Origin of the sequence: Paractinoplanes maris (assembly GCF_023544465.1) — a bacterium.
In the GTDB taxonomy this organism is placed as follows: Bacteria; Actinomycetota; Actinomycetes; order Mycobacteriales; family Micromonosporaceae; genus Actinoplanes; species Actinoplanes maris.
Genome location: NZ_JALPVL010000002.1, coordinates 822705 through 829732, shown reverse-complemented (window position 1 = coordinate 829732; position 7028 = coordinate 822705). Strand labels below are relative to the sequence as shown.

Genomic DNA, 7028 nt, shown 5'->3' with positions numbered 1-7028 from the left:
GATTGCTGTTTCGGTGGTCATAGCGGAGGGGAAACGCCCGGTCTCATTCCGAACCCGGAAGCTAAGCCCTCCAGCGCCGATGGTACTGCACTCGTGAGGGTGTGGGAGAGTAGGACGCCGCCGGACTCAACGTGAACAGTAGGCCCACCCCACACGGGGTGGGCCTACTGTCGTTTCCGGACCTATTCGCCGGCGGCGGCACACAGCGAAGATTCAGGTGGGGGCAACCTGGGAGCCGCTTTGATCCGGCAGCGTGCAGGTATGCGTCGTACTGCTGGGGTTGTGGCTCTCGTTGTCCTGAGCACGGCTGTCGCCGGGCCGGCTCGTGCGGGTGGGCCGTCGGGTGACGGGCAGCTGCGCGAGATCACGGCGGCGGTCGAAACGCCGGCCCTCTTCGACGACGAGGCCGGCGGTGACGCGGATGCCGACGACCCGGCCATCTGGGTCAACCGGGCGGACAAGTCGCGCAGCCGGGTGATCGGGACGGCCAAGAACGGTGGGCTGCGGGTCTACGACCTGTCCGGGCGTGAGGTGCAGTCGATCCTGCCGCCCGAGGGTGGACGGTTCAACAACGTCGACCTGGTCACCGGCTTCGGCCACCAGCGCCAGGACTACGCCGTCGTGACCGACCGCGGGCTCGACAAGCTGCGGATCTTCCACATCGAGGCGTCCGGCCGGCTGACCGACGTCACCGCCGCCGACGTACCGCTGCTGTTCTCGCGGGACGAGGCTGAGGTCGAGGCGCAGGCCACCGGCTACGGGCTGGCCACCTATGGGCGGTACGCCGTGGTCAGCCGCCGGCACAGCACGACGCTGGGGATCTTCCGGCTCGAGGAGAAGAAGAACGCGATCGGCTACCGGGTCACCGACAAGATGGATCTGCCCAAGCAGTTCCGGCTCTCCACCGGGGCGACTTGGACACCCTGTCTCGAGCCCGGCGAGGACCCGCAGATCGAGGGCATGGTGGTCGACGCCGAGGCCGGTGTGCTCTACGCGGCGCAGGAGGATGTCGCCCTGTGGAAGATCCACCTGGATCGTGACCAGTTCGTCGGCGTCCCGCGGATCGTCGAGCGGGTGGCCGAGTTCGGCGCCCCGGGCACCTATGACCCGGAGACCGAGGAGTGCACGCTCGGTGAGCCGGCCAAGGAGGCCGGGCGCATCCAGGCCGATGTCGAGGGCGTCACGATCTATCCGACCGGCAAGCGCGACGGCTACCTGATCGTGTCGAGCCAGGGTGACAGCAAGTTCTACGTGTACGACCGGCGCACCAACCGGCCGCTGTCGAGCTTCTCGGTGATCGACGGCGCCCGCACCGATGGCGTGCAGCACTCGGACGGCGCGGCGGCGACCAGCGTCTCTCTTCCCGGCTACCCCCAGGGTCTGCTCGTGCTGCACGACGGCGAGAACAAGCCCGACGACGGCCGGGTGAGCACCAACTTCAAGTACGTCGACTGGCGCTCACTCAACACCCGGGCTCACTGAAGAAGCGTCGCCCGGACCTGGCTCCGAGCCTGGTGGATGCGCGACTTCACGGTGCCCTCGGGCAGCCCGAGGTGGCCGGCGATCTCCCGGTAGTCGAGCTGGCAGATGTCCCGCAGCACCAGCGGGGCCACCAGCTCGGGCCGGTGGGATTCGAGGAGCTCCAGCGCGTCCAGCAGGTCGAGCCGCGAGCCGGCGATCACGCCGGTGGTGCGCGGATCGGCCACGTCGACGGGGGCAGGGCGTGGGCCTGCGTCGTACAGAAAGCCTTGGAAACCGATCCGGCCAAGCGCCGGCCTTCGGCGGCGGCATTCGCGACGGCGCTGGAGGAGGCCGTGGCGCCGGCCCGGGCGCCCGTCCGATGGCCGTTGCGGTTGGCCGGGGCGGTGGTGGCGACCGTGGCCGCGTTGAGCGCCGCGGGCGGGGCTCTCGCTCAGCCGACCGTGGACGGCTGGCGCCGGGTGACCGACGCGACCGGTGCGTTGTCGGTGACGGTTCCGGCGGCCTGGGCCTACCAGCTCACCGACGGCGGCTGGGATCCGGCGGCCGTCGGCCTGGCCGCCGGGCGATCACCCGGGCTGGTCATGGGGGCCGACCTCACCGGGTGGGCACTTCCCGGGCGTACGTCTCCGGGGGTCTTCGCCGGACTCGGCGAGGGGATGGGTGAAGCGGTGCCGCCCGCGCACGGCGACTGCACGAGGGGAGCTGACCGGCCCGTCGTCGTCGACGGTCTGGCCGGGCGGGTGCAACGGTGGACGGGCTGTGCGGATCGGCCAGGTCAGGAGCGGTCGACGGTGACTGTGCCGACGCCGGAGGAGGCGTCGATGTCGTAGCGGGCGGCGGCGTTCTCCCAGCCGTCCTGAGCCCAGACCGAGCCGCCGGCCACGCCCGTGTGCGTCCGGCCGTCGATCGTCACGCTGCCGGCGCCGCCTCGGGCGGCCACGCGCACGGGTGCCTGGCCGGTCAGCCGTACGGAAAAAGCACTGGCACCGCCACCGAGCACCACACGCTGCGTGCCCTGACCGGCCGGGAGCACGACCGCGGCGCGCTCGGTGCCCGAGCGGAAATCGACGTCACCGCCCGGACCACCGGTGAGGTCGACCGCCTCGTCCTTGGCCCCGCCGGCCAGCGTGACCTGCCACCGCACGTCGTCGCTGAGCACGACGGTGAGCACGGCCGGACCGCCCTGACCGGTGTCCCGCAGGGCCGCCACCAGGTCGTCCCCCTCGATCGCGGCCACCGGGGCGGCCTTCGAGTCGTCCGGCGTGGAAAGCTCGTAGCGGTCGCCGCCGAGATCGCCGAGCCGGACCCGCACCACGTCGGCCCCGCTGACGAGCAGGAAGCGGGACACGTCGCCGTCGCCGCGCACCCGGTGCCGGATCTCGCCGTGCGGGGCGCCCACGTAGTAACCGGGCCGATTCTCCGGATTGCGGTCGCGGCCGTCACTGCCGGTCCAGTCGCAGGCGCCGACGAGGAGCACACTCAGCAGGGCAGCCATCGACCGATATCGCACGCCGGGGACGATACCCAGACCGCTCGATCTCTAGTCGTTCGTTCGATCAGCGTTAGGGATCCGGCCACGACGCGTACGGTGTCCTGGACATCGACCAGGCCCATCGTGACTGCATGCGAGTCGCTCTGGTCACGGAGTCGTTCCTGCCCGATGTGAACGGCGTCGCCAACTCGGTGGTGCGCACCGCCGACCATCTGCTGCGCCGAGGGCACGAGCCGATGGTGATCGCACCGCAGCCTCCGCCCGCGGTCCGCGACACCCCGGTTCACGTGCCGTACCCGGTGGTCCGCGTCGCCTCCCTGCCCATGCCCGGCTATCCCCAGATCCGGCTGGGCCTGCCCACTCCCACGCTGACCGGCACCCTCCGCGCGTTCGGCACCGACCTCGTGCACCTGGCCAGCCCGTTCGTGCTCGGCGCGTGGGGCATGCTGGCCGCCCGGACGCTGCGCCTGCCCACCATTGCCGTCTATCAGACCGACGTCGCCGCCTACGCCCGCGCCTACAAGGTCGGCATGACCGAGGGCGCCGCCTGGAAGTGGATCAAGACGGTTCACAACCTGGCCTCGCGCACCCTCGTGCCGTCCTCCGAGTCGGCCTTCGCCCTGAACCGGCACGGTGTCGAGCGGGTCCACCTGTGGCGTCGCGGGGTGGACGACGAGCTCTTCCACCCCGACCGGCGCAGTGACGAGGTCCGCCGGTCGCTGGCCCCGGACGGCGAGGTCGTCGTCGGATTTGTCGGGCGGCTGGCGGTCGAGAAGCAGGTGGACCTGCTGGCCGACGTGAGCCGCCTGCCCGGCGTACGGCTGGTGATCGTGGGCGACGGCCCGGCGGCACCGCAGCTGCACAAGGCCCTCCCCGAGGCGACGTTCCTGGGGGTACGCCGGGGTGAGGAGCTGGCCGAGTTGTACGCGAGCTTCGACCTCTTCGCCCACACCGGGCCCTACGAGACCTTCGGCCAGGCGGTCCAGGAGGCCATGGCCAGCGGGCTGCCGGTCGTCGCGCCGCGGGCGGGTGGACCGGTCGACCTGGTCGGTCACGACCGTACCGGCTACCTGGTCCCGCCCTTTGTCGCCGAGGGCTTCACCTCCGCCGTACGGGATCTCGCGGCCGACCCGGCCCGGCGCGCGACGTTCGGCGCCGCCGGCCGGCAGGCGATCGAGGGTCGCAGCTGGACTGCGGTGGGTGAAGAGCTGCTGGGCCACTACGCTGCCGCGTGTAGCGTCGGGTTCCCCGAGCGAAGGGCGGTCGCCGCGTGAGAATCGTCCGGGTGGCGAACTTCGTGACCGCACGGTCCGGGGGCCTGCGCACCGCACTGCGCCACCTGGGGGCCGGCTATCAGGCCGCCGGCCACGAACCGGTGCTGGTTGTTCCCGGCGCCGCCCGGACCGACGAGATGACCGACCAGGGCCGGGTGATCACCCTGCCCGGCCCGCTGGTGCCGCGGATGGGTGGCTACCGGGTGCTGCTCGACCGCGACCGGTTGAGCGCCACGCTGGCCGCACTGCGCCCCGACCGCCTGGAGATCTCCGACCGCGCGACCTTGCGCTGGCTGGGGCGCTGGGCCCGGCGTCGCGGCATCCCGTCCATGATGGTCTCGCACGAGAGCCTCGACGGCTTGCTGCGCCTCTTCGGCCCCGGCCCGAGCCGCCGGGTCGGCGACCTGCTGAACGCGCGCACGGCAGCGGATCACGACCAGGTCGTCTGCACCACCGGGTGGGCGGCGGCGGAGTTCGCCCGTCTCGGCGTACAAAATCTGACCCAGGTGCCGCTGGGGGTCGACCTCGACCGGTTCACGCCGTCGAACTACGAGCCCCGGATGCGCACGCTGTGGTCGGCGCCCGACGACGTGCTGCTGCTGCACTGCGGGCGCCTGGCACCGGAGAAGAAGCCGCGCCGGTCGTTGGAGGCGCTGGCGGCGCTGCGGAAAAGCGGCGTGCCGGCTGTGCTGGTCGTGGCCGGCGACGGGCCGCTGCGGATCGCGTTGCAGTCGGAGGCGGCCGACCGGGGGCTGCCGGTTCGCTTCCTGGGCCACGTAGGCGACCGGTCGAAGCTGGCATCGTTGCTGGCCAGTGTGGACATGGCGATCGCTCCCGGCCCGATCGAGACGTTCGGCCTGGCGGCGCTGGAGACACTGGCCAGCGGCACGCCGGTGGTGGTCAGCGCGGAGAGTGCCCTGCCCGAGGTGGTGGGTGAAGCGGGGGTGGCGGTTCCGGGCGAGGGGCCGGCCTACGCCGAGGCGGTGCGGACGCTGCTCTCCCGGCCGGAGGCGGTCCGGCGGGCGGCGGCTCGGGCGCAGGCTGAGCGATTCCCCTGGGAGCGGTCGGTGGCCGGGTTCCTCGAGGCCCACGGTGCATCGCCGCTTTTGAGCGCCGACCGTACGGCTGTGACCTGCTCTCCCGCCCAGCCGCCAGTCCAGTCGATGAGTTGGTCCGAACCCGTCGACTAGGTCAACGGCGTGGCGAATCTGTCCATGATCGACCTCGCCTGTACATTTCGGGCATGGCAAACGGGACCCGGCGCGGTGTGGCGCGGGTGTTGCCTGTTCTTGTGGTCATGGTCCTGGCGCTGGTTGGCGTCTCGCGGGGCCTGGCCGTTTCTGGTGTCGCTGGATCCGTTCGCAGCTCCGTGGCCTCGGCCACGCATCACGCCGTAGCGTCGTCTGCTACCGCGCCTGCGGACGTTGAGCCGGAACTTTCGACCGCAACCTCTTGTTCTGCCGAGCCCGGCATTGCCGTGTGCTCACTGCCCTTGTCCGACCAGTTCGCTGCGGCTGTCCGCAGTTCCCGCGCCCCGCCCGTCGTCGTCGCCTGACTGCCGCCCGCTTACAGCGCCGCGGCGGTCGCAGCACGCCGTCCGGGCCCTCCGCGACGGCGATCGACGACGCGGATGGACTGCTGTTGTGAACGTGGTTGCGGAAATGCTGCTGACCGAACCCACCCCGCTGGTGATCTGGGGAAGCCTGCTCGTCATGACGGTGCCGGCGGTGATGTTGCTGGGCAGCCCTCATGTCTTGCGCGAGCCGGGGCGCGCCCTGCGGCAATTGTTCGCCGGGCTGTACCGCGGGAGGCCGGCTCGTCCTACCTCGCAGGAAGCCGCCGAGGCCGTGCGGTTCGCGGCGGAGGTCCGGGTCGCGGCCGACCGGGCGGCCGTCGCCGCCGACCAGTGGCGGCGGCGATGGGAGCAAGCCGACGAGCAGCAGGCCACGGACTGGCAGGCGTGGATCGACGCCGACGCGCGACTGCGTGACAGCATGGCGGCCGCGGCGTTCGGGCTGCCATGGTCGGCGCCGACCTGCGAGGAGTACGCGGCGCGCGAGCGCTTCCTGCACCGGGCCGTCGCGGCTGCTGTGGACCGCGGTGACCTTCCCGCCACGGCGATGACTGACGCCCTGGCCGGCGGCCACGGCTGGGACGCCCGCCTGCACCCGGTCGAACAGCAACTGGTCGTCAACCGCGCCGCCGCGACCTACCGGCGCCTCCGATACGAGCAGTCTGCCCAGGCCGAGCAGGACGCCTGGCGCGACGTGGCCTCAGCCGACCGCGCTGGGCGCGCCCTGCGACGTACGGCTGATGAAGCCGCCACCCGTGCCACCGAGTGGCGCTCTCTGCTCCCCACCGGAACCACCGGACGTCGCCGTACTGCCCGGCTGGTCCCCGCACCGGCCATGTGACCAGTCATCCGGCCGACGGCGGAGGAACGGCGCAGGCCGATGTGAAAGCCAGAAGACTGATAAGCGCCAGGCGATGGCGGTCGCGTCGCCATCGTCCGCCGCGACATCGTGTAACGCCGTCACTTAGGCGCTTTGACCTGCAGAAACGACTCAAGGCCGTATACCTGTACGGTAACTCCGGTCACCGCAGGTACTCTATGATCGCGGGCCGCTAGCTCAATGGCAGAGCTGTGGACTTTTAATCCATAGGTTCGGGGTTCGAGTCCCCGGCGGCCCACCAGCTTGACCAGCGGAAACGCTCTCATCTGCCGACACGGAATCCTATGGATTCCGGCCCGTGGTCACAGGGTGGTCACGGCGGTTTCT

The 7028-nt window shown here is 71.3% G+C and carries 7 protein-coding genes, 1 tRNA gene and 1 rRNA gene; 7 read left to right on the top strand and 2 right to left on the bottom strand.

Annotated features, from left to right (window positions below; all coding sequences use genetic code 11):
* The first annotated feature begins 9 nt into the window (after positions 1 to 9).
* Positions 10 to 126 (top strand): 5S ribosomal RNA (rrf, locus tag NAG42_RS08775).
* Positions 127 to 282: 156 nt separating this feature from the next.
* Positions 283 to 1482 (top strand): phytase, encoded by a 1200-nt coding sequence (locus NAG42_RS08770; protein ID WP_250029303.1) that lies wholly within the window; start codon positions 283 to 285, stop codon positions 1480 to 1482.
* Here NAG42_RS08770 and NAG42_RS44830 read toward each other — a convergent pair.
* Positions 1476 to 1706, bottom strand: coding sequence for a sigma factor-like helix-turn-helix DNA-binding protein (locus tag NAG42_RS44830; protein WP_250029302.1), 231 nt, complete (start codon positions 1704 to 1706; stop codon positions 1476 to 1478). The two genes, NAG42_RS08770 and NAG42_RS44830, sit on opposite strands and share 7 nt — an antisense overlap.
* A gap of 42 nt (positions 1707 to 1748) precedes the next feature.
* Between NAG42_RS44830 and NAG42_RS08760 the strand changes: the two genes are divergently transcribed.
* Entirely contained in the window at positions 1749 to 2312 is a 564-nt protein-coding gene (locus NAG42_RS08760) for a serine/threonine-protein kinase (RefSeq protein WP_250029301.1), read from the top strand.
* Here NAG42_RS08760 and NAG42_RS08755 read toward each other — a convergent pair.
* On the bottom strand, positions 2258 to 2992 hold the full coding sequence (locus NAG42_RS08755) for a hypothetical protein (RefSeq protein ID WP_250029300.1): 735 nt from the start codon (positions 2990 to 2992) through the stop codon (positions 2258 to 2260). The two genes, NAG42_RS08760 and NAG42_RS08755, sit on opposite strands and share 55 nt — an antisense overlap.
* A gap of 113 nt (positions 2993 to 3105) precedes the next feature.
* Between NAG42_RS08755 and NAG42_RS08750 the strand changes: the two genes are divergently transcribed.
* The 4 genes from NAG42_RS08750 to NAG42_RS08735 all read left to right on the top strand — a co-directional run bounded on the left by NAG42_RS08750 (position 3106) and on the right by NAG42_RS08735 (position 6942).
* Positions 3106 to 4248, top strand: coding sequence for a glycosyltransferase family 4 protein (locus tag NAG42_RS08750; RefSeq protein ID WP_250029299.1), 1143 nt, complete (start codon positions 3106 to 3108; stop codon positions 4246 to 4248).
* An 11-nt stretch (positions 4249 to 4259) separates the two neighbouring features.
* Positions 4260 to 5438, top strand: coding sequence for a glycosyltransferase (locus NAG42_RS08745; RefSeq protein ID WP_250029298.1), 1179 nt, complete (start codon positions 4260 to 4262; stop codon positions 5436 to 5438).
* 453 nt (positions 5439 to 5891) lie between these two features.
* Positions 5892 to 6662, top strand: coding sequence for a hypothetical protein (locus NAG42_RS08740; RefSeq protein ID WP_250029297.1), 771 nt, complete (start codon positions 5892 to 5894; stop codon positions 6660 to 6662).
* 205 nt (positions 6663 to 6867) lie between these two features.
* A tRNA-Lys gene (locus tag NAG42_RS08735) sits at positions 6868 to 6942 on the top strand.
* The last annotated feature ends 86 nt before the right edge of the window (positions 6943 to 7028 follow it).

What these genes read in the sequence shown, in the direction of transcription:
- NAG42_RS08750 (WP_250029299.1), top strand. Translation starts at nt 3,106, where the DNA reads ATGCGAGTCGCTCTGGTCACGGAGTCGTTCCTGCCCGATGTGAACGGC.